This is a genomic window from Pseudomonas sp. GL-B-26 (genome assembly GCF_019947405.1).
Taxonomy (GTDB): domain Bacteria; phylum Pseudomonadota; class Gammaproteobacteria; order Pseudomonadales; family Pseudomonadaceae; genus Aquipseudomonas.
In genome coordinates this window covers 138,501-158,742 of record NZ_JAGYGJ010000006.1, presented here as the reverse complement: position 1 = coordinate 158,742, position 20,242 = coordinate 138,501, and the positions used below count along the sequence as shown (strand labels likewise).

Annotated in this window: 17 protein-coding genes; 7 read left to right on the top strand and 10 right to left on the bottom strand. The window is 58.7% G+C overall.

Translation table 11 applies throughout. The features are described 5' to 3' along the window. Nucleotides 1–110 precede the first annotated feature (110 nt). Complete coding sequence (locus KGB23_RS06175) at nt 111–449, bottom strand: ribbon-helix-helix domain-containing protein (RefSeq protein WP_150658533.1); 339 nt, start codon at nt 447–449, stop codon at nt 111–113. 514 nt (nt 450–963) lie between these two features. On the opposite strand from KGB23_RS06175, the gene KGB23_RS30220 reads away from it, so the two are divergent. Next, on the top strand, nt 964–1,566 hold the full coding sequence (locus KGB23_RS30220) for a cold-shock protein (RefSeq protein WP_056741398.1): 603 nt from the start codon (nt 964–966) through the stop codon (nt 1,564–1,566). A 70-nt stretch (nt 1,567–1,636) separates the two neighbouring features. Here KGB23_RS30220 and KGB23_RS06165 read toward each other — a convergent pair whose 3' ends face one another. Together KGB23_RS06165 and KGB23_RS06160 are read right to left on the bottom strand one after the other, a co-directional pair. Next, the gene (locus KGB23_RS06165) at nt 1,637–1,843 is read right to left on the bottom strand and encodes a SlyX family protein (RefSeq protein WP_056741397.1); all 207 of its coding nucleotides are present in this window, start codon (nt 1,841–1,843) and stop codon (nt 1,637–1,639) included. A gap of 3 nt (nt 1,844–1,846) precedes the next feature. Further along, on the bottom strand, nt 1,847–2,272 hold the full coding sequence (locus KGB23_RS06160) for an HIT domain-containing protein (protein WP_150658534.1): 426 nt from the start codon (nt 2,270–2,272) through the stop codon (nt 1,847–1,849). Nucleotides 2,273–3,187: 915 nt separating this feature from the next. Here KGB23_RS06160 and KGB23_RS06155 point away from each other — a divergent pair. Next, entirely contained in the window at nt 3,188–4,516 is a 1,329-nt protein-coding gene (locus KGB23_RS06155; RefSeq protein ID WP_150658535.1) for an OprD family porin, read from the top strand. A gap of 142 nt (nt 4,517–4,658) precedes the next feature. Here KGB23_RS06155 and KGB23_RS06150 read toward each other — a convergent pair whose 3' ends face one another. Together KGB23_RS06150 and KGB23_RS06145 are read right to left on the bottom strand one after the other, a co-directional pair. Beyond that, entirely contained in the window at nt 4,659–5,501 is an 843-nt protein-coding gene (locus KGB23_RS06150) for a mechanosensitive ion channel family protein (protein WP_223430312.1), read from the bottom strand. A 98-nt stretch (nt 5,502–5,599) separates the two neighbouring features. Further along, complete coding sequence (locus KGB23_RS06145; RefSeq protein ID WP_007906601.1) at nt 5,600–6,085, bottom strand: YajQ family cyclic di-GMP-binding protein; 486 nt, start codon at nt 6,083–6,085, stop codon at nt 5,600–5,602. Between the two features lie 141 nt (nt 6,086–6,226). On the opposite strand from KGB23_RS06145, the gene KGB23_RS06140 reads away from it, so the two are divergent. From KGB23_RS06140 to KGB23_RS06130, 3 genes are read left to right on the top strand one after another with little or no spacing between them, the layout of a single operon-like run. After that, a complete protein-coding gene (locus tag KGB23_RS06140) occupies nt 6,227–7,144 on the top strand; it encodes a putative 2-dehydropantoate 2-reductase (RefSeq protein ID WP_223430311.1) in 918 nt (305 codons plus the stop codon). Nucleotides 7,145–7,189: 45 nt separating this feature from the next. Beyond that, nucleotides 7,190–9,226: a sensor histidine kinase gene (locus KGB23_RS06135; RefSeq protein WP_095132743.1), complete on the top strand. Its 2,037-nt coding sequence runs from the start codon at nt 7,190–7,192 to the stop codon at nt 9,224–9,226. 2 nt (nt 9,227–9,228) lie between these two features. Then, on the top strand, nt 9,229–9,810 hold the full coding sequence (locus tag KGB23_RS06130) for a cob(I)yrinic acid a,c-diamide adenosyltransferase (RefSeq protein WP_223430310.1): 582 nt from the start codon (nt 9,229–9,231) through the stop codon (nt 9,808–9,810). A 127-nt stretch (nt 9,811–9,937) separates the two neighbouring features. On the opposite strand, the gene KGB23_RS06125 is transcribed toward KGB23_RS06130, so the two are convergent. The 4 genes from KGB23_RS06125 to secA form a co-directional block, all read right to left on the bottom strand. Continuing rightward, a complete protein-coding gene (locus KGB23_RS06125) occupies nt 9,938–10,882 on the bottom strand; it encodes a Nudix family hydrolase (RefSeq protein ID WP_223430309.1) in 945 nt (314 codons plus the stop codon). Continuing rightward, the gene (locus tag KGB23_RS06120; protein WP_223430308.1) at nt 10,879–11,511 is read right to left on the bottom strand and encodes a glutathione S-transferase family protein; all 633 of its coding nucleotides are present in this window, start codon (nt 11,509–11,511) and stop codon (nt 10,879–10,881) included. The genes KGB23_RS06125 and KGB23_RS06120 overlap by 4 nt, the downstream gene beginning before the upstream one ends. A 181-nt stretch (nt 11,512–11,692) precedes the next feature. Beyond that, nucleotides 11,693–12,910, bottom strand: coding sequence for a bifunctional glutamate N-acetyltransferase/amino-acid acetyltransferase ArgJ (argJ, locus tag KGB23_RS06115; protein WP_095132706.1), 1,218 nt, complete (start codon nt 12,908–12,910; stop codon nt 11,693–11,695). Between the two features lie 122 nt (nt 12,911–13,032). Beyond that, nucleotides 13,033–15,768, bottom strand: a complete 2,736-nt coding sequence (secA, locus tag KGB23_RS06110; protein WP_223430307.1) for a preprotein translocase subunit SecA — start codon at nt 15,766–15,768, stop codon at nt 13,033–13,035. 307 nt (nt 15,769–16,075) lie between these two features. Here secA and KGB23_RS06105 point away from each other — a divergent pair, with 307 nt between their 5' ends. Then, entirely contained in the window at nt 16,076–16,531 is a 456-nt protein-coding gene (locus tag KGB23_RS06105; RefSeq protein WP_007945864.1) for a DUF721 domain-containing protein, read from the top strand. Nucleotides 16,532–16,603: 72 nt separating this feature from the next. Here the strand turns inward: KGB23_RS06105 and KGB23_RS06100 are convergent, their stop codons facing one another. Further along, nucleotides 16,604–18,091 (bottom strand): helicase HerA-like domain-containing protein, encoded by a 1,488-nt coding sequence (locus KGB23_RS06100; protein WP_223430306.1) that lies wholly within the window; start codon nt 18,089–18,091, stop codon nt 16,604–16,606. A 189-nt stretch (nt 18,092–18,280) separates the two neighbouring features. Between KGB23_RS06100 and KGB23_RS06095 the strand changes: the two genes are divergently transcribed. Then, a complete protein-coding gene (locus KGB23_RS06095; protein WP_223430305.1) occupies nt 18,281–20,170 on the top strand; it encodes a methyl-accepting chemotaxis protein in 1,890 nt (629 codons plus the stop codon). Nucleotides 20,171–20,242 lie beyond the last annotated feature (72 nt).

The window sequence follows — 20,242 nt, the reverse complement described above, 5'->3', positions numbered from 1 at the left end:
TACCGCACACGCTGGGTTTTGCGGCAAAGAGCGGGATTATATCCATTAAATGCAGCCTGTGCAGCCGTAAGACTGCACAGACCGACACTCTACCCATTCCACCCCTGTGGCTAAGGCATGGCGACGCAGCCGCCTTCCTTCAGGCTGTGCACGACGCACACAACCCGCACCAGCCCGGTGAAGTTCTTGACCCCGCCGTGACGTAAATGCACCTCGCGGTCCACATGGGACAACAGCGCACTGACCGTACAGCAGTTGACCTTGGCCATGTCACCCAAAATATCCCAATAGACCTGCTCAAGCCGCAAACAGGTTGCAAAACCATTCAACCGCACTGATCGGGATAAAGGCTGGGCCAGGCCCATATCAAATTCACTGACAAATGGATCGATCCTTATCTCCTTGACCGGACCGCCACCCCCCTCGCTTCGCCTGTCTTCGTAATCCATATCGTTGACACTCCTTTGCCATCCTTGCTTTTTTATATGAGCAACAAGCTGTTTCTCTATAAAAGCGCAGGCGCAAAGTTATATCCAGATGACTTTATGACCATCAACGTAGGATAAGCCAACAACTGAAGGGCGATCATGGAGACCGTCCTACTCCAGATAATTTCCTACACGCCTGGGCGTAATATCATTCGACAGAAAGACATTTAAAGTCACGAGAAGACAGGGCGCGCAGCATCCACGCGGTTTTCTCGTGGACTTGCATACGCTGGGTCAGGCAGCCCGGAATTCTCCAGCTACCTGCGACAAATCGACCCTCACAGCACCGCTGGACTGCCTGATTTGAGTAGCCGCAGGCTTTGCTGTTAAATAGGCAGTGTGTCGCTACCGCCTATTTTCCGGGGGCTGCGCATAGGCTGGTACCGGGTACGTGTCCAACGCCTCTTATTGTTCTGAAGCGAACCGTGCTCAATCAGCTCTTCCTTGTGATCCGTCTTAACGTGAGTTACTCAAAATGTTGAAAATTGTCCACCTGCTAATGGGCGCAGCAGCCTTGCTGTTGTCCTTCATCCCTAGCCTGCGATCCGAAGCCGTACCTTACCTGCAACAACCTGATGCGCTGTACCTGGCCTTTTTCGGCCTGCTCAACCTCACCCTCGCTCCTGTTATCCCTTACTGGAACAAAGGCCCGCGTCATCAACTGCAAAACCTGGTCAGCGCCCTGCTGGTTCTGGCCGTCGTCCTGCAAACCCTGACGCTGATCGCGCCGATGCCTGTCATTGCCGGTCAACCTGCTGTTCTGTTCAGCCTGGTCGCTGCCCTGATTGCCGTTTTTCTGCACCTGGCCATCAGTTTCTACAAATCTTCACCGGCCGCCGCCTCGCCAAGCTATGACATGAGCAACCGCGATACCGGTACCGTAAAGTGGTTCAACACCTCTAAAGGCTTCGGCTTTATTTCCCGTGATTCCGGCGATGATATTTTCGTGCATTTCCGGGCCATTCGTGGCGAAGGTCATCGTGTTCTGGTCGAAGGCCAGCGTGTTGAGTTCTCTGTCATGAACCGTGACAAGGGCCTGCAAGCCGAAGATGTGATCGCCGCTCTGCCGCGTCGCTGATTCAAGGCTAAAAAAAACCGCGAACAGCCTGGCTGTTCGCGGTTTTTTGTTGCCCGTCTGCTGGTCACACTCAGTAGTGCGGCGGTGGCGCTTCTTCTTCAAACGTCTCGAATTGACCGGCCATTTCTTCTTGCCGCTTGAGCAATGCCGCCATTTGCAGTTGCAGGCGCTCAACCGCACGCTGCTGCGTCGCCAGCACATCACTCAATGCCTGGATTGTGTCATCCTGAAACGCCAGCTGGCTCTCCAGATCGGTAACGCGATCTTCCAGGCTCATGATTCAACCCTCCAGAAACGTAAAATCATCAGTCAATACCAGGCGCAACCGTTCGCGAATCAACGCGATCTGCTCTGAGTTATAAGGCTTGGCCGGGTGTTTACCCCAGACTGGCGCCGGCCAGGCGGCGTCCTCACGCTTGCGCACAATCACATGCATGTGCAACTGACTGACGACGTTACCCAGGGCCGCGACATTCAACTTGTCCGCGTCGAACGAGTCCTTGAGCATTTCCGCCAGTGCGGTCGTTTCCTGCCACAGCTGCTGTTGATCTGCGACATCCAACTGAAATATCTCACTGATATCGTCGCGACGTGGCACCAGAATGAACCAGGGGTAGTTCGAATCATTGGACAGCAGCAGCCGGCACAATGGGAAATCCCCGATCGGTAACGTGTCTTGTTGAAGTCGTGGATCTAAAGCGAACACTGCGCGCACTCCCGCCTGGTTATCATTTTCAGCTTAGCGTCCCTCCCGAGAGACGGCGCACCAAGCGACAGGACGGCAGCATACCTGCGAACGCCGCTGGCTTCACGACGAACCATTGTCGAAGCCACCCCGAGAAAACACAAACGACCGGTCGCGCGCCCCGACATGAGTCATTTTCGCGCAGGACGCACCATTACAGAACCGACGTCCACGCAAAAAGTACCGAACTGACTGATAAACAACGACGCGTTCGAATTTGGCAAACGGCCGCACTGTATGAATTCAGTACAGCGATTAAATTTTTTTGCACCAAAACCGCACAGTGCGTCTACGCTGAGTCGGTCAGGTATCCGCCATTTACTCACTGGCGGGGTGAACCGGTAACGTTTGGGGTTGTCACGCAGTCGACCACGAGGGTACAACACGATGCAAACCATGGCGTCAAGCCCGAACAAAACGTGCTTGAACACCCCGGTTTTATGAGGTTTTTACAGTGACAGGCAGGCTTTCAGAAAAAAAAACAGCAGGATTCTGATTTGTGCACGCTTGTTGCATTCACACCCACATCGCCTCTAAAGCGTCCGCTGGAAGTGGACGCCTTAAGGCAAATAAAAACAGTGGCAGGGTTGCCCGATGGAGATTCAAGCGTTTCACCAGGGACTCTTTTTACCGATGCTCAGGCCTTGGAAAACAACGTTAAAAGTTGTCAGTCCGCTTGCGTCGAGGCTGTAAATTTGCGACATCTACCAAGCCGTTTGCGACAGGGTCGTAAAGAAGCTGAAACGTTAGATGCGCAAGTATCGCCAACATGGTCGGCGTGATATAAGTTTGCGCCGACACAAAAAGAAAGAGCCGCCCAGATAATAAATCAGGTGGGACGGCAGTACTCTTCTAAAACCAAAGGAGCAAATCACGATGCGCGTGATGAAGTGGAGCATGATCGCACTGGCAGTTGCAGCAGCAGCCAGTACTCAGTTGGCAGTAGCCGCACCTTTCGTAAGCGACCAGGCAGAAGCCAAAGGTTTTGTTGAAGACAGCAAGCTCGACTTGCTGGTTCGCAACTACTACTACAACCGTAACAAGACCGACGGCGCAACCGACGACAAAGACTGGACCCAGGGCATTCAGGGCATGTTCAGCTCTGGCTACACCCAAGGTCTGATCGGTGTTGGCGTTGAAGCTTGGGGCCAACTGGCCATTAAGCTGGACGGTTCCGACAAATATGCAGGCACCGGTAACATGTCGGTGGACTCTGATGGCGAAGTCAACAACAGCCAGGGCAAAGCCGGCGCTGCCGCCAAGTTCCGCATCTCCAAGACCGAGCTGAAAGTCGGCGACATGCAGCCAAGCACCTCTCCGGTGTTCGCTGTTGGCGGTTCCCGTATCCTTCACCAAACTGCCAGCGGTATCCAACTGCAGAGCAGCGAAGTCAAAGACCTTGACCTCGAAGGCGGCCACTTCTACTCGGCGACCAGCCAGGACAGCAACGCCCGTGACGGCGACCTGTGGGCTACTTACGCTGGCGTGAAAGCCAACTCCATCGACTACTTCGGCGGCAAATATGGCGTTACCGACAACCTGAGCTTCTCGCTCTACGGTGCCAAGCTTGAAGACGTCTGGAACCAGTACTACGCCAACGCGAACTACACCCTCCCACTGGGTGGCGATCAGTCGCTGAACTTCGACGGCAACTACTACAACACCAAGGACACCGGTAACGCTAAAGCAGGCGAAATCAGCAACAACGCCTACTCCCTGGCTGCTGCTTTCTCGTTCCTGAAAGCGCATACCCTGACCCTGGGCTTCCAGAAAGTGAACGGCGATACCCCGTTCGACTACATCGGTGTGGGTAAAAACAACCGCGGTGGCGACTCGATCTTCCTCGCCAACTCCATCCAGTACTCTGACTTCAACGCCCCTGGCGAGAAGTCGGTACAAGCCCGTTACGACCTGAAAATGGCCGAATACGGCGTACCTGGTCTGAGCTTCATGACCCGTTACGTGAAAGGTTGGGACATCGACGGCACCAACACTCCAGCAGGCAGCGCTTACGCTGGTCTGTACGGTGCAGACGGCAAACACCACGAAACCAACGTGGAAGTTAAATACGTCGTTCAATCCGGCCCGGCTAAAGATCTGTCGTTCCGCATCCGTCAAGCATGGCACTCCGCCAATGCTGACGAAGGCGAAGGCGATATCTCTGAGTTCCGCCTGATCACCGACTACCCGCTCAACATTCTGTAATTGCAGAAAGTTAGTTCGCGGTAATCAAAAAAAGGCCCATCTTCGGATGGGCCTTTTTTCGTTGGCTACAAACAATGCGTTAAAACGATCAAATCCGTGAGGAACTTGCCTGACCAAAGAGTCAGACATGATCAAAAAACAATCACTGCACCGCAGACTCCTGAACCACACGAATCATCCGCTGTGGCAACGGAACATCAACACCGGCAGTTTTCAAACGATCACGGGACTGTTCGTTAAACATGAACATTACGTCCCAATAATCCGCAGTCTTTACCCAGACCCGAAGCGAAAGCGTGATTGAACTGTCACCCAGAGTAGAAACCACTGCTTGAGGTACCGGATCTGCCAATACGCGTGGATCTTTGGCCAGTTCCAACAACACCTCACGGGCCTTCTGCAAGTCCGCTTCGTAATCCACACCCACGTCGAACACTACTTTGCGCGTCGGTTGACGGTTAGTGTTGGTGATGATGCCGTTCGACAGGTTGCCGTTCGGCACGATGATGGTTTTGTTATCGCCGGTGCGCAGGACGGTGTGGAAGATCTGAATACTGTCGACAGTGCCGGCAACACCTTGAGCTTCGATCCAGTCACCAATGCGGAACGGGCGGAACAACAGAATCAACACACCACCCGCGAAGTTCGCCAGGCTGCCCTGCAAGGCCAGGCCGATGGCCAGACCTGCCGCACCGATGGCCGCGACGAACGAAGTGGTTTCCACCCCGATCATCGATGCCACGCTGACGATCAGCAGAACCTTGAGAATGATGTTTGCCAGGCTACTGATGAACCCTTGCAGCGCGAGGTCGGCGTTACGCAGCGCCAGCAGGCCGCCGAGCTTTTGCGCCACCTTGTTGATCAGCCACCAGCCGATGGCCAGGGTGATCACCGCCAGCAGCACGCGGCTGCCGTATTCCATGATCATCGGAATCCAGGCTTGAGACGCCTTGACCAGGTTGTCCACTTCAGTATTCAAATCCATCTACATTCTCCTGGGTTAAGCACAATCCGGGTGGGAGCGAGACCGGCTCGCCGGCGAAGAGGGCCGGTCTCGCTCCCACAAGGTTCCCGCCTGAAAGGTCAGTCGCGGAAGTTGTTGAACTGCAGCGGCATATCGAAAGTCTTGGCGCGCAGGGCCGCGATGGCTTCCTGCAAGTCATCACGCTTCTTGCCGGTAATGCGCACCTGCTCACCCTGAATAGCAGCCTGAACCTTGAGCTTGGCGTCTTTGACATGAGCGACGATTTTCTTCGCCAGCTCTTTGTCGATGCCTTCCTTGAGGACCGCTTCCTGCTTCATCAGCTTGCCCGACGCATAGGCATCCTTGACTTCAAGGCACTGCACGTCGATTTTGCGCTTGACCAGGGCCAGCTTGAGGATCTCAATCATCGCTTCGAGCTGGAAATCGGCTTCAGCGGTCAGGTTGACGGTCAGGTCCTTTTCCTTGAACTCGAAGGTGCCTTTGCCTTTCAGGTCATAACGACGATCGAGTTCCTTGACGGCGTTCTCGACCGCGTTGGTGACTTCGTGTTTGTCCAGTTCGGATACCACGTCGAACGACGGCATGTAATCTCTCCAATAAAAGGGCATGCTCGATCACGATGGAGCACGCCTGGCTTGCGGTTAAAATCCGCGCTGATTATAACGGGTCTTTCCCATCATTCACTGCGAGCCTCCCATGCGCGCGATAAACAGAGCAAAAAGCTGATGTCCACCACCTGGCATGTTCTGGGCGCCGGCAGCCTTGGCACCTTATGGGCCACTCGACTGGCGCGGGCCGGCGTGCCGGTCAAGCTGATCGTGCGGGACGCTGCACGCTTAGAGGCGTATGAGGCGACGGGTGGGTTGACGCTGGTCGAACACGGTAAAGCGCAGTGCTATCCGGTGCCCGCCGAGACACCCGACAGCGGTGAACCAATCAACCGCCTATTGGTGGCCTGCAAAGCCTACGATGCCGAGAAAGCCGTGGCCCAACTGGCACCGCGCCTGGCCCCCGACGCCGAGCTGATCCTGTTGCAGAACGGTCTTGGCAGCCAGGACGCCGTCGCCACGCAGGTGCCGCAGGCTCGCTGCATTTGTGCGTCGAGCACCGAAGGTGCCTTTCGCGATGGCGACTGGCGCGTGGTGTTCGCTGGCCACGGTTACACCTGGCTGGGGGATGCCGGGCATCCCGTGGCGCCGATCTGGCTGGATGACGTGAGCGCCGCCGGTATTCCCCACGAGTGGAGTACCGACATTCTGACCCGGCTGTGGCGAAAACTGGCGCTCAACTGTGCGATCAATCCGCTGACCGTGCTGCACGATTGCCGTAATGGCGGTTTACAGGAACACCACTGCGAAGTCGCCACCCTTTGCGTCGAATTGACCGAGTTGCTTGAGCGGTGCGGTCAGCCAGCAGCGGCCGAGGACCTTCAACAGGAAGTCGAACGGGTGATTCACGCGACCGCCGCCAACTACTCTTCGATGTACCAGGACGTCGCGAACCAGCGCCGAACCGAAATCAGCTATCTATTGGGTCATGCCTGCAAAGTCGCCGCGAGGCATCAGTTGAACCTGCCGCACCTCAATCAACTTGAGCAAAGGTTGATCACCCATCTGCACAGCCTTGGATTGCCCAGCGACTGAGCAGCGGCTACGCTGGCCACTTGTTCCTTTTCAGCGATGAACCTGATGCCATTGCGCCAGCGCCTTGAAAACCTTCCGGTCGGCCAGAAATTGCTGGCCGCCCTGCTGGTGCTGTTGACCACCGTCCTGTTGGTCGCCAACCTGACCTTTATCAGCGCCGCGTACTATATCTCCCAGGAAAGCATGGCACCTCAGGCCTTGCAGACCATCGGCCGCCTGGTGTCCAACCCCAGCCTGGTGTCCGAAGCCTTGCAGTCACCGCAAAGCGCCGAACGTCTGCTCAATGAACTCAACAGCTATTCACCGCTGCGCGCGGCGGCCCTTTATAACGGCAAGGGCGAGCGTCTGGCGCAGTTGCAGCATGGCGAAAATCTGAGCCTGCCGGAGCGCTACCGGCACATCGAATCCTGGCAGGCCACCGAGTTTCGCAGCAACCAAGTGATCACCCTGCCCCGCCCCGGCACCGCGCCCGGCCACCTGTTACTGGTGGCCAGCAGCGAACTCCCGATGGCGTTCTATACCGGCACCCTCACCGCCAGTCTCGGGATTCTGATCTTCAGCGTGCTGTTGTGGCTGGTGATCGCCCGGCAGATCAAACGCCTGATTACCCGGCCGATTCATCAGCTGGAAGAGTTGTCCCGGCAAGTGACCCGGGAAGAGAACTATGCCCTGCGCGCCTCCCGCGGCAACCATGACGAAATCGGCAGCCTCGCCGAGGCGTTCAACACCATGCTCTCGCGGATCGAGGCCCGTGAGCAGCAACTCAAACGAGCCCGGGACGATTCCCAGGCTGCGTATGACCAGGCTCAAGGCCTGGCCGAAGAAACCCGTCACACCAATCGCAAACTGGAACTCGAAGTTCAGGTGCGCAGCAAGATCGAGAAGAAGCTCACCGGTTTCCAGAACTACCTCAACAGCATCATCGACTCCATGCCCTCGGCGCTGATCGCCCTTGATGAACAGCTCTACGTGACGCAGTGGAATCAGGAGGCCAGCGCCCTCTCCGGTACACGCCTTGACGAAGCCTTGAACCAGCCGATTTTTCTCGCTTTCGAACCGCTCAAGCCGTTTCTGCCGCAACTCAAGCAAACCGTCGAGCAGCACACGGTGGCCAAGATCGAGCGTGTCACCTGGTTCAAGGACGAAGAACCCAAGCACTACGCGCTGACGTTCTACCCGCTGATGGGCGGTGCCGGGCGTGGCGTGGTGATCCGGATCGACGACATCACCCAACGCCTGTCGCTGGAGGAAATGATGGTGCAGTCGGAAAAAATGCTCTCGGTCGGTGGCCTCGCCGCGGGCATGGCCCACGAGATCAACAACCCGTTGGGTGCGATCCTGCACAACGTGCAGAACATTCGCCGACGCCTTTCGCCTGATCTGCCGAAGAATCTCGAACAAGCCGAGCAAACCGGGATCGCGCTGGATACGGTCAACAAATACCTGCAAGCGCGCGAAGTGCCGCAGTTGCTCGACGGCATTCAACAGGCTGGCGCCCGGGCGGCAAAGATTGTCACGCACATGCTCAGTTTCAGTCGCCGCAGTACCCGGCAAATGGCCCCGTGCGACCTGCCGGCGCTGATCGATCAGGCGGTGGAAATCGCCGGCAACGACTTCGACCTGGCGATCGGTTTCGACTTCAAGGGCCAGGCGATCATTCGCCAGTTCGATCCAGCGTTGGGCCCGGTGCCCGGGACCGCGAACGAACTGGAGCAAGTGCTGCTCAATCTGCTGAAAAACGCCGCTCAGGCGATTCACCAACGCGAAGACGACCGCGAGCCGGGACGGATCATTCTGCGCACCAAACTGAATCCGCCCTGGGCGGAAATCCAGGTGGAGGACAACGGCATCGGCATGAGCGAGAGCGTGCGCAAACGCACCTTCGAGCCGTTCTTCACCACCAAGGAAATCGGTCAGGGCACCGGCCTTGGCCTGTCGGTCTCGTATTTCATCATTACCAACAACCACAAGGGTCAGATGGAAGTGCAATCGACCCTGGGCCAAGGCACGTGTTTCACCTTGCGCCTGCCCTTGGCGGGCACCCCGCTCGTCTCTCAAGAACTCAATCAGCTATCGAGGTAACCATGGGCTTTCGCTTGTCGAAGATTTACACCCGCACCGGCGACAAAGGCGAAACCGGGCTGGGCGACGGCCGCCGCGTGCCCAAGGACCATCCGCGGATCGAAGCCATTGGCGAGGTCGATACGCTGAACAGTCAGGTGGGTGTGCTATTGGCCGGGTTGGCGGCGGAAAGTGGCGAGTATCCGGGGTTGAACGAAGTGATCGAGGTTTTGGCGCCTTGCCAACATCGGTTGTTCGACTTGGGTGGCGAGTTGGCGATGCCGGTGTATCAGGCACTGAACACGGCAGAAGTCGAACGTCTGGAGGCGGCGATCGATGTGTGGAATGAAGAGCTGGGGCCGCTGGAGAATTTCATTCTGCCGGGTGGTTCGGCGTTGATTGCCCAGGCCCATGTGTGCAGATGCCTGGCACGCAGTGCCGAGCGACGGTGTCAGCATTTGAACGCCGTCGAACCGTTGGCCGGGGTTGGGTTGGCGTACATCAATCGGTTGTCGGACTTGTTGTTTGTAGTGGCGCGGTTAATTGCCAAGCGGCAGGGGATTGCCGAGATACTTTGGCAGCCGGCGACCAAACCAGAGGTTTAATCGGCGGCTGTCAGGCCGCTTTCGCGAGCAAGCCCGCTCCCACAGTTGACCGAGTTCTTCCAGAAGGAACGCGATCCACTGTGGGAGCGGGCTTGCTCGCGAAGGGGCCAGCGGCTTCACCGCAGAATCAGGCCTGAGGCCAAAACGCCCGGATCCCCGCCGCACCCTGCGCGCCTGCTTCCCAGGCTTTCTGAAGATCCGCCGGGCCAACACCACCGAGCAAGAACACGGGTTTGCTGAAACCTTCGATCAACGCGCAAGCCTGCTCCCAACCCAGCGGCTGAGCCCCCGGATGAGTCAGGGTCGGCTGCACCGGTGACAGGGTCACAAAATCCACACCCATCTGCTCGGCCAACGCCAGCTCTTCAGCGTTATGGCAGGACGCCGCCAGCCAGCGCGACGCCGGTAACGGGCGGCCAGCCGCTGCGTGCTTGCGCAGTTGCGCGGAGGTGATGTGCCAACCGGCGGACGGGAAATCTCCCAGCCACTCGAACGGCCCCTTGATCATCAACTGCGCCTTGCCCGCACACAGCCCCGCCGCATCCACCGCCAGATCGCGGTACTTCGGATCGTAGCCGTTGGGTGCCCGCAACTGGATCAGCTTGATGCCGCCGGCAATGGCTTTCTGGATACCCCGCAGCAAGGCCGGGGTTTCCAGATCTTCCGGGGTAATCAGGTACTGCGCCGGTAACCGTGCAGCCGCAACGATCGGCTGGTTGGCCGCCGGAAACTCGTAGTTCAGCAGATCGCGGGGCGCGACCCATTCCAACGGCTGGCCTTCGGCGCCGTGCGGTTCGCCGGTAAAGGCCGACACTTCCCAAACGTCCAGCAACACTTGCTTGTCCGGGTAATCGTGCCGGACCTTGATCAGCGGGCGAGCCGCGTTGACCACGATGCCCAACTCTTCAAGGAGCTCGCGGGCCAGGGCGGTTTCGACGGATTCGTCGGCCTCGACCTTGCCACCGGGGAATTCCCACAGGCCACCCTGATGCTGGGTGTCGGCACGGCGGGCAATGAGGATTTTGCCACTGCCATCACGGATAACAGCTGCGGCTACGTGGACTCTTTTCACCGTTCTACTTCCTCCAGACCTGCCTTCTGCCACGCCTTGAAGGCTGGCCATTGGTAGATGGTTTCGACGTAGGCCGCGTCCGCTGCGGGCAGCCTCACCTGATAGGTGCGCAGGCGCACGGCGATCGGTGCGAAGAAAGCATCGGCCAGGGTCGCGCCGCCGAACAGGAACGGACCGGTTTCGGTGGCGGCAGCGCGGCACTCAGCCCACAACGCCAACATCCGCTCGATGTCGGCCTGGACGTCAGCCGGTGCTGGCGACAGCGCGGCGTCGTGGCTCAGGTCGAACGGCATGTTGCCGCGCATGGCGAAGAAACCGCTGTGCATCTGCGCGCAGGCCGAACGCGCCTGGGCGCGGGCGGCGGTGTCTTTGGGCCAGAGGCCGGCGTCGGGGAACTGCTCTGCCAGATACTCGGCAATCGCCAGCGAGTCGGCGATGGTGCCGTGTTCGGTTTTCAACAGCGGGACTTTGCCGGTCGGCGAGTGCTTGAGCAGACGCTCACGCGTATCCGGCTGGTTCAGCTTGATCAGTTCTTCGGTGTAAGGAACGCCGGCCAGGTCGAGAGCCAACGCGCCGCGCAGGGACCAGGAGGAAATCAGTTTGTCGCCGATGATCAGGTGCAAGCTCATGTTCGGGACCTTTTGATGAGGGATACAGGCCAGAATCTTTAGTGTCTGGAAGTCCGCTTTCGCGAGCAAGCCCGCTCCCACATTTGACCGAGTCCTTCCAGTAGAAATGCGATCAAATGTGGGAGCGGCGGTGCGACGATTCGACTTGCTCGCGAATGGAGCGACTCGGTCTAGCAGGTGGTTACGTGCGGTATTCGGCGTTGATTTTCACGTATTCGTGGGACAGGTCGGTGGTCCAGATGGTTTCGCTGCAATCACCGCGACCCAGCTCGATACGGATCGTAATTTCTTCCTGCTGCATCACGGCCGCGCCCTGAGCTTCGGTGTAGGTCGATGCGCGAGCGCCACGGCTGGCGATGCACACTTCACCGAGGAACACGTCGATCTTGCTCACGTCCAGATTCGGTACGCCGGCACGGCCGACGGCGGCCAGAATGCGGCCCCAGTTCGGGTCGGAGGCGAACAGTGCGGTCTTGATCAGCGGCGAGTGAGCCACGGTGTAACCGACGTCCAGGCACTCCTGGTGATTGCCGCCGCCGTTGACTTCAACGGTCACGAACTTGGTCGCGCCTTCGCCGTCACGAACGATGGCCTGAGCCACGTCCATGCACACTTCAAACACCGCTTGCTTCAACTTGGCGAACAACTCGCCTTCGGCGCGGGTGATTTCCGGCAGTGCAGCCTGACCGGTGGCGATCAGCATGCAGCAGTCGTTGGTCGAGGTGTCGCCGTCAATGGTGATGCGGTTGAACGACTTGTTGGCACCGTCCAGCAGCAGGTTTTGCAGCACGTCGCGGGAGACTTTGGCGTCGGTGGCGATGTAGCCGAGCATGGTCGCCATGTTCGGGCGGATCATGCCCGCGCCTTTGCTGATACCGGTGACGGTGATGGTCACACCGTCATGCTGGAACTGGCGGCTGGCACCTTTGGGCAGGGTGTCGGTGGTCATGATGCCGGTGGCGGCAGCTTCCCAGTTGTTGACCGACAGGTCGTCGAGGGCGGCTTGCAGAGCCCCTTCGATTTTCTCGACCGGCAGCGGCTCGCCGATCACACCGGTGGAGTACGGCAGCACCAGGCTGGCGTCGACGCCGGTCAGCTCAGCCAGCTTGGCGCAGGTGCGCTCGGCGGCGGCAAGGCCTGGTTCGCCAGTGCCGGCATTGGCATTGCCGGTATTGGTCAACAGGTAACGCACCGGACCTTGCACACGCTGCTTGGCCAGGATCACGGGAGCCGCGCAAAAAGCGTTCAGGGTGAACACGCCAGCGACCGTGGAGCCTTCGGCACAGCGCATGACCACAACATCCTTGCGCCCCGGGCGCTTGATGCCAGCCGAGGCGATACCGAGTTCAAAACCGGCAACCGGGTGCAACGTTGGCAAAGGACCAAGACCAACAGCCATGAATGCGCTCCTTAATAGATGATGTCAGCACCGTTTTCAGGAAGAACGGTGGTTTAAATGGCAAAACGCCGCGACGGCATAAGCCGGTCGCGGCGCGGGTATTTCAGCGTATGAAACGGGTTTTACTGAATCTGCCCGTGGCAATGCTTGAACTTCTTGCCCGAGCCGCAATAGCAAAGTTCGTTGCGGCCCAGCTTCTGTTCGTTGCGTACCGGAGCGATGGCAAGGGCGACATCGACCTCTTCACCCAGCAGTTCCGGTTGCTCAAGCCCCGGTGCTTCGTCGTGCTGGAACTGCATGCGTGCAGCCAGTGCTTCGGCTTCCTGACGCAGGCGTTGTTCTTCTTCGATCGGATCTTCGCGGCGAACCTGAACGTGGGACAGCACACGGATCGAGTCGCGCTTGATCGAATCCAGCAGCTCGGAGAACAGCGTGAAGGACTCGCGCTTGTACTCTTGCTTCGGGTTCTTCTGCGCATAACCACGCAAGTGGATGCCATGACGCAGGTGATCCATGGTCGACAAGTGGTCTTTCCACAGGTCGTCGAGCACACGCAGAACGATTTGCTTCTCGAAGGTGCGCAGCGCTTCGGCGCTCGCCTGCTCTTCTTTCTCGTTGTACGCGGCCAGCAGCTCGGCCATGAGCTTCTCGCGCAGGGTTTCTTCGTACAGGTGATCGTCTTCGTCGAGCCATTTCTGGATCGGCAGCGCCACGCCGAAGTCGCTCTGCAACGCCGCTTCCAGACCGGCCACGTCCCACTGCTCAGGCAGCGATTGCGGTGGAATGTGGGCGCTGACGGTTGCGTTGAGCACGTCCTGACGGAAGTCGGCGATGGTTTCACCGATGTTGTCGGCGGCCAACAAACTGTTACGCATGTGATAGATCACTTTACGTTGTTCGTTGTTGACGTCGTCGAACTCGAGCAGTTGCTTACGAATGTCGAAGTTGCGGCCTTCAACCTTGCGCTGAGCCTTCTCGATGGCGTTGGTCACCATGCGGTGCTCGATCGCCTCGCCAGGCTGCATGCCCAGGGCCTTCATGAAGTTCTTCACCCGATCAGAGGCGAAGATGCGCATCAGGCTGTCTTCCAGCGACAGGTAGAAACGGCTGGAACCAGCGTCACCCTGACGACCGGCACGACCACGCAGCTGGTTGTCGATACGGCGCGATTCGTGACGCTCGGAAGCGATCACCTGCAAACCGCCCGACTCGAGCACTTGCTGGTGACGTTTCTGCCAGTCGGCCTTGATCTGGGCAATCTGCTCAGGAGTCGGGTCTTCCAGGGTTGCCACTTCCACTTCCCAGTTACCGCCCAACAGGATGTCGGTACCACGACCGGCCATGTTGGTGGCGATGGTCAGTGCGCCTGGGCGACCGGCCTGGGCAATGATCTCGGCTTCTTTTTCGTGGAACTTGGCGTTCAGAACCTTGTGTTCGATGCCTTCCTTCTGCAGCAGCGCAGACATGTGCTCGGAAGTTTCGATGGTTGCAGTACCCACCAGCACCGGACGGCCCTGGGTCATGCATTCCTTGATGTCATTGATGATCGCCGCGTATTTCTCTTCGGCGGTCAGGAACACCAGGTCGTTGTAATCTTTACGCGCCAGCGGTTTGTTCGGCGGGATAACCATCACCGACAGACCGTAGATCTGGTGGAATTCGAACGCTTCGGTGTCGGCGGTACCGGTCATCCCGGACAGCTTGTTGTACAGACGGAAGTAGTTCTGGAACGTGGTCGAGGCCAGGGTCTGGCTTTCGGCCTGAATGTTCAGGTTTTCCTTGGCTTCGATAGCCTGGTGCAGGCCTTCGGACAGACGGCGACCCGGCATGGTACGACCGGTGTGTTCGTCGACCAGAACGACCTGGCCATCCTGCACGATGTATTCGATGTTGCGATTGAACAGTTTATGAGCGCGCAGACCGGCATAAACGTGGGTCAGCAGACCGAGGTTGTGCGCCGAGTACAGGCTCTCGCCTTCAGCCAGCAGGCCAATGCGGGTCAGCATGTCTTCGATGAACTGGTGACCGGCTTCGTTGAGCTCGACCTGACGGGTCTTCTCGTCGACGGTGTAGTGGCCGGCCTTGGTGACTTCGCCTTCCACTTCTTCGATGTGCAACTCAAGCTGCGGGATCAGTTTGTTGATCTCGATGTACAGCTTGGAGCTGTCCTCGGCCTGACCGGAAATGATCAGCGGGGTACGGGCTTCGTCGATGAGGATGGAGTCGACTTCGTCGATCACGGCAAAATTGAGTTCGCGCTGGAATTTTTCTTCCATGCTGAACGCCATGTTGTCGCGCAGGTAGTCGAAACCGAATTCGTTGTTGGTGCCGTAGGTAATGTCGGCAGCGTAAGCCAGACGTTTCTCTTCCGGCGGCTGGAACGGCGTGACAACACCGACCGACATTCCGAGGAATTCGTAGAGCGGACGCATCCAGTTGGCGTCACGACGGGCCAGGTAGTCGTTCACCGTCACAACGTGCACGCCCTTGCCGGACAGTGCGTTGAGGTAAACGCCCAGTGTTGCCACCAGGGTCTTGCCTTCACCGGTACGCATTTCCGCGATCTGGCCTTCATGCAAGGTCATGCCGCCGATCAGCTGGACGTCGAAGTGGCGCATACCCATGACGCGCTTGCCGGCTTCGCGGGCGACCGCAAAGGCTTCTGGCAGCAGCTTGTCTAGGGTTTCCCCTTTGGCGATGCGGGCCTTGAACTCGTCTGTCTTGGCACGCAATTGATCGTCCGAAAGGGCCACCATTTGCTCTTCGAAGGCATTGACGAGTTGCACCGTCTTGAGCATGCGTTTGACTTCACGCTCGTTCTTGCTTCCAAAAAGTTTCTTTAACAAAGGCGCAAACATATCGGCAGGATCTTCCACACTAAAGGGATGGAGGGCGGCCCCGTGAGTCGCCCGAGCAGCCCTCATGGCCGCATGCGAACGAGCATTCTACCCGGAAACGATGGTGAGGAAAGTGGCGTTGTTCCACGATGCTGGCACAGCGTTGTGACGGGGCTCACTTAAAATAAGGGCTTTTGGCTGAACTTCAAGCCATTCACGGCAGAAGTTACTTGTTGATTTAATGGGTAAAGCGCTCGCAAAGCAATGGCTCGGGTGCATCCGGTGCTTTCTGCTACCATGGCGGCTCTGTTACTTCAGGTGTCTGATCATGGCATTTCGCCCTCTTACGGCCAGAGCACCCGCCGTCCTGCTTCGCGAAGCCAAACCGCTGAAAGCCATCTTCGGCCACGCTCAACGCCTGGGTCATTTACAACGTCTGCTGGAAAGCCAATTGCAGCCCGCCGCCCGCGAGCATTGCCATGTGGCGTCGTGGCGCGAAGGCAGTTTGTTGCTGATAGTGACCGACGGTCATTGGGCAACCCGCCTGCGTTATCAGCAAAAGCGTCTGCAACGGCAATTACAGATGTTCGACGAGTTCGCCAGTCTGACGCGGATTCTGTTCAAGGTTCAGCCGCCCACGGTTCAGCAAGGGGCGGCTGGCCATACCATCAGCTTGTCGACCGATGCAGGCGCGACCATTCAGGCCACAGCCGACGGGATCAGCGATCCGAATCTGCGGGCGGCGCTGGAACGGCTGGCGGCTCACGCTAAACCGAAGGTTTAACGGCAAGATCAAAAGATCGCAGCCTTCGGCAGCTCCTACGTAGGAGCTGCCGCAGGCTGCGATCTTTTGCTTTTAGCGGCGCTTGCTGCCGCCGAGCAGCGAGCCCATCAAGCCGCGTACCAACTGTCGGCCCAATTGATTGGCCGCCTGGCGCATCGCTGATTTCAGTGCCTGCCCCGCCGCGGTGCCGAGGAACTCCCCGGCCTTGTCGGTGAAGCTTGGCTCTTCGGCTGCCGGTTTGCCCGCAGCAGCGTCAGGCTCTGGCGCCAACCCTTTGCGCCCCATCAACACTTCATAAGCCGATTCGCGATCAACGGGTTTGTCATACCGCCCCTTGAATGGAGACCCCGCGATCAGCACTGTGCGTTCAGTCTCGCTCAACGGCCCGATCCGCGACTGCGGTGGTGCGACTAATACGCGCTGGACGATCTCCGGTGTGCCCTTGTCCTGCAACGTGCCGACCAGCGCCTCGCCAATACCAAGCTCGGTCAGCACCGACAAGGCATCGAACGCCGGGTTCGGCCGGAAGCCTTCGGCCACCGCGCGCAGGGATTTCTGCTCCTTGGCGGTGAACGCGCGCAAGCCATGCTGAATGCGCAGACCGAGCTGAGCCAGCACGTCATCCGGCAGGTCGCCCGGCGATTGGGTGACGAAATATACGCCAACGCCTTTCGAGCGAATCAACCGCACCACTTGCTCAAGACGATCCTGCAAAGCCTTTGGCGTACCGGCGAACAATAAATGCGCTTCGTCGAAAAACAGCGCCAGCAGCGGTTTGTCCGAATCGCCGCGCTCTGGCAATTGCTCGAACAGTTCGGCCAGCAGCCACAACAGGAACGTCGCGTAGACCTTCGGCGCTTCGTGCACCAGGCGGCTGGCATCGAGCAAGTGAATGCGCCCGCGGCCCTCGGCGGTCGGCTGCAGAATGTCTTCGAGTTGCAGCGCCGGCTCACCGAACAGCGCTTCGGCGCCCTGCTGTTCCAGGGTCGCCAGACGTCGCAACAGCGCCTGACTGGAACCGGTGGTCAGCAGCGCGGCGTCGTCGCCGAGCAATTCGGGGTTGTCACGCAGGTGATTGAGCAGTGCCTTCAGGTCCTTGAGGTCCAGCAACAACAGCCCTTCTCGGTCCGCCACCTTGAACGCGGCGTACAGCGCCGACTGCTGACTGTCGGTCAGCTCCAGCAGGCTGCCAATCAATAACGGCCCCATTTCGCTCAAGGTTGTGCGCAACGGATGACCGGACTGACCGTGAATGTCCCACAGGGTTACCGGATACGCTTGAGGCGTGTGGTTCAGCCAGGGCATCCCGGCGATCCGCTCGGCGACTTTGCCTTGAGGGTTGCCGGCGGCGCCCAGACCACACAGGTCACCCTTTATATCCGCGGCAAACACCGCCACGCCGGCATCGCTGAATGCTTCGGCCATCCGTTGCAAGGTGACGGTTTTGCCCGTCCCGGTAGCGCCCGCGACCAAACCATGACGGTTCGCCAGACGCATGGCCTGGGCAATGGGCTGCCCGGCGAGGTCGGCACCGATAACGAGTTGTAATGAGTCAGGCATTTTGTCACCCATGGTTAATCTTTGATCCTTCACGGCCGATAGAAATAAGCGAGAGACCCAATTGAAAGCAAGGTCCGACATTCCCCTATGGAGAGCAGGAATTACCGACTCGCTCCATTGCGCACCCATTTTGCGCGCATTAGCAGCAACGCGCCCCGAACAATAAGACCTTAGCGGACCCCCCGAGCCATGAACAAAAATCTGCGCTTCAGCCATAAAATCCTGCTTGCCGCCGCCCTCGTCGTCATTGCCGCCTTCGCCTCGTTCACGCTGTACAACGACTATTTGCAGCGCAATGCGATACGCCGCGATCTGGACAACTACTTGCAGGAAATGGGCAGCGTCACCGCGAAAAACATTCAAACCTGGCTGGCCGGCCGCAGCCTGCTGATCGAAAACCTGTCGCAAACCGTTGCCTTGAACGCAGATACAGCCAATGTCTCCAACCTGCTGGAACAGAAGGCTGTGTCGTCGACCTTTATGGGCGCCTACCTGGGCAACAAAGATGGCACCTTCATCATCCGCCCGGACAGCAAGATGCCCGACGGCTATGACCCTCGTGCCCGCCCTTGGTACAAGAGCGCGCAAAGCACCAGCGGCTCTGCCCTGACCGAACCCTACATCGACCTGGCTTCTGGCCAGTTGGTGATTTCCATCGTTAATAGCGTACTCAAGGACGGTCAAAACATCGGCGTGGTGGGTGGTGACTTGAGCTTGCAGGTGATCACCGACAGCCTCAACGCACTGGACTTCGACGGCATGGGCTATGCGTTCCTGGTCGGTGCCGATGGCAAAATCCTGGTCCACCCGGACAAAGCGCTGGTGATGAAGTCCCTGAGCGAGGCGTACCCGAAAAACACCCCGCGCATCAGCAGCGACTTCAGTGAAGTAGACGTCGACGGCAAGACTCGCATCGTGACCTTTACACCGATCAAAGGGCTGTCCTCAGTCAATTGGTACATCGGTCTGTCGGTGGATAAGGACAAAGCCTTCTCCAAGCTCAGCGAATTCCGCGCGTCGGCGCTCGTTGCGACGGTCATTGCCGTGGCCATCATCATCGCCCTGCTGGGCATGCTGATCCGCATCCTGATCCAGCCGCTGCACGTCATGACCCGCGCCATGGCAGACATCGCCGACGGCGAAGGCGACCTGACCAAACGCCTGACCATCGTGAACAACGATGAATTCGGTGTCCTCGGTACCGCGTTCAACCGCTTCGTGGAACGTATTCACGGTTCGATCCGCGAAGTGTCGTCGGCCACCGGGCAAGTCAACGAAGTGGCCCTGCGTGTCGTGGCCGCCTCGAACTCGTCGATGTTCAACTCCGACCAACAGGCTTCGCGCACCAGCAGCGTGGCCGCGGCGATCAACCAGCTCGGCGCCGCCGCTCAGGAAATCGCCCGTAACGCAGCGCAAGCATCGAGTCAGGCCAGCGATGCCCGCAGCCTGGCCGAAGATGGTCAGCAAGTGGTGGACCGCAGCATTGTCGCGATGAATCAACTGTCGAGCATGCTCAGCGCCTCGAGCACCAACATCGAATCGCTGAACAGCAAAACCGTGAACATCGGGCAGATTCTCGAAGTGATCACCAGCATCTCCCAGCAGACCAACTTGCTGGCGCTCAACGCGGCCATCGAAGCGGCGCGCGCCGGTGAAGCCGGACGTGGCTTTGCCGTGGTGGCCGACGAAGTGCGCAACCTGGCGCACCGCACTCAGGAATCGGCGCAACAGGTGCAGACCATGATCGAGGAGCTGCAAATCGGCGCTCGCGAATCCGTCAGCACCATGAGCGACAGCCAGCGCCACAGCCAGGACAGCGTCGAAATCGCCAACCTGGCCGGCGAGCGTTTGAACAGCGTGACGTTGCGTATTGGCGAGATTGACGGGATGAACCAGTCAGTGGCGACGGCAACCGAGGAACAGACGGCGGTGGTGGAGTCGATCAACGTCGACATTACCGAGATCAACACACTGAATCAGGAAGGGGTGGAAAACCTGCAGTCGACATTGCGGGCGTGCTCGGATCTTGAGCAGCAGGCGGCGCGGTTGAAGCAGTTGGTGGGCAGTTTCCGTATTTAAACTTCAAAATCCACCCCTCATCGGAACGCCGCCCGCCCATCCCTCTCCCCAGTGGGGAGAGGGGAAAGGGAG